Raw genomic sequence first — 1,769 nt, 5'->3', positions numbered from 1 at the left:
CCCTTATGGGTATGCTTGATCGACTCTTGGTCATGAGCTGGACGCCAGATTACGATGCTGACCACTAGCGCACTACCGGCCACGACGGCGAGTCCTATAAACGACGCAGTGAGGCTGATATTGGCACCCAGCCATCCTGCCAATGGGTAGGTAATCAACCAGCAGGCATGGGATAGAGCAAATTGGGCGGCAAACAACGCCGGGCGATCTTCGGCATGCGCCGAGCGACGCAACAGTCGACCGCTCGGAGTCTGGGCCAGGGAGTAGCCCACCCCGAGCACCACCCACAGCGGCAACAGGATGTTATAGGTGGTCAGGTTGATACCAACCGCTAAACCCGCAACCAGTATTCCTCCACCAAACAGCATGGCCGTTCGGTCTTTGATGTTTTTTAACAACCGAGGCAAGACCAAGGCCGCGACCATCGAGCCGCCACCAAACGCAGCCAGCGCCAATGCTGTAGAACTCTGAGGCAGAGCGAAGTGCGACTGCACCAGCACCACCGTATTGACGATGACCATGGCACTGGCAGCGGCCACTGTCAGATTAAGAGCCAGCAGCCCCCGTAGGCGAGGGGTGGCCAGGAATATGCGCATGCCACGGGTAGTTCGTTCGTAGATGCTGCGTCGTGGCGTCGGCTTCGCCTTTGGCAGCACCACTGTGGCGACCAGGGCCGCTGAAGCGAGGAAACCGATGACAGTGCCGGCGAACAGATTATGGAAGCTGATAACGGTCAGCAACGCGGCGGCGAGCATAGGGCTGGCGACACTTTCAAGATCATAGGCGAGACGTGATAGCGACAAGGCGCGGGTGTAGTCGTCTTCATCCGGCAGGATGTCTGGAATGGTTGCCTGAAATGTCGGGGTGAACGCCGCCGAGGCTGACTGGAGAACAAAAATCAGCACGTAGATCTGCCAGACTTCCGTCACAAATGGCAGAGCGAGCGCGACCAGTGCTCGCACCAGATCCAGCGAGACCAGCATCGCTCGACGGGGTAGACGTTCAGCAAAAGCCGCTGCGATCGGTGCAACGCCAATGTAGGCCGTCATTTTGATCGCCAGCGCTGTACCGAGGACAGCACCTGCTTGGGCGCTCGCAAGGTCGAACGCCAGCAGGCCCAGCGCGACAGTGGCGAGTCCAGTCCCTACGAGCGCGATTACTTGGGCGAGAAAGAGATGACGGTAGGTTCGGTTGGCTAGGATTTTCAGCATGGAAGATCTCAGGTGGCGAAGTGCGTGACCAGGCGGTTACCTAACTTTTCACGAAGAGACGCAATCAGCTGGTTTCGTCTCTGTTCAGTGCGAATATCCCCCCTGGGGGGATACGGTTCGATCCTAAATCATAGTCCATGGCAGCTCAAGAAATAGGCGCTACGCCATCTATCGAATTATTGAAGTGCGGGCCCGCCCGCCGGTTTGTATTGGTTCTGTACGGCGAGGCGACGTGCTCAATGTTTCGATTGCAGCATTCAAATGCTGCGACGCTGCCGGTCGGATGTATTTCCTCCCTGGCTTGTATGGCTAGTTGGAACGTGTGATCATACTTTCATTATAGGTAGGGGGGGTATGGTATGGGTCATGTGAGATCGAGCAAAGACAATCTTCTTAAGCGCGTAAAACGCATCGCCGGGCAAATCCAGGCAATTGAGCGAGCGCTCGACTCTGATGATGACTGCTCAAAAACCTTGCTTTTGGTCGCTTCGACCCGTGGCGCGATCAATGGGCTGATGGATGAAATCATCGAAGACCACGCTCGTGAACATGTCGCGA

General features: G+C 56.6%; 2 protein-coding genes. One reads left to right on the top strand and one right to left on the bottom strand.

What is annotated here, in order from left to right:
* Positions 1 to 1,211 (bottom strand): MFS transporter (locus tag WLY71_RS30490; protein WP_347806545.1); only part of this gene is annotated, 1,211 nt, incomplete at its 3' end.
* Between the two features lie 359 nt (positions 1,212 to 1,570).
* Between WLY71_RS30490 and WLY71_RS30485 the strand changes: the two genes are divergently transcribed.
* A partial coding sequence (locus WLY71_RS30485) for a metal/formaldehyde-sensitive transcriptional repressor (protein ID WP_347806544.1) occupies positions 1,571 to 1,769 on the top strand: 199 nt, incomplete at its 3' end.

Origin of the sequence: Pseudomonas rossensis (assembly GCF_039888995.1) — a bacterium.
In the GTDB taxonomy this organism is placed as follows: Bacteria; Pseudomonadota; Gammaproteobacteria; order Pseudomonadales; family Pseudomonadaceae; genus Aquipseudomonas; species Aquipseudomonas rossensis.
This window is presented reverse-complemented; position numbering and strand designations above follow the sequence as displayed.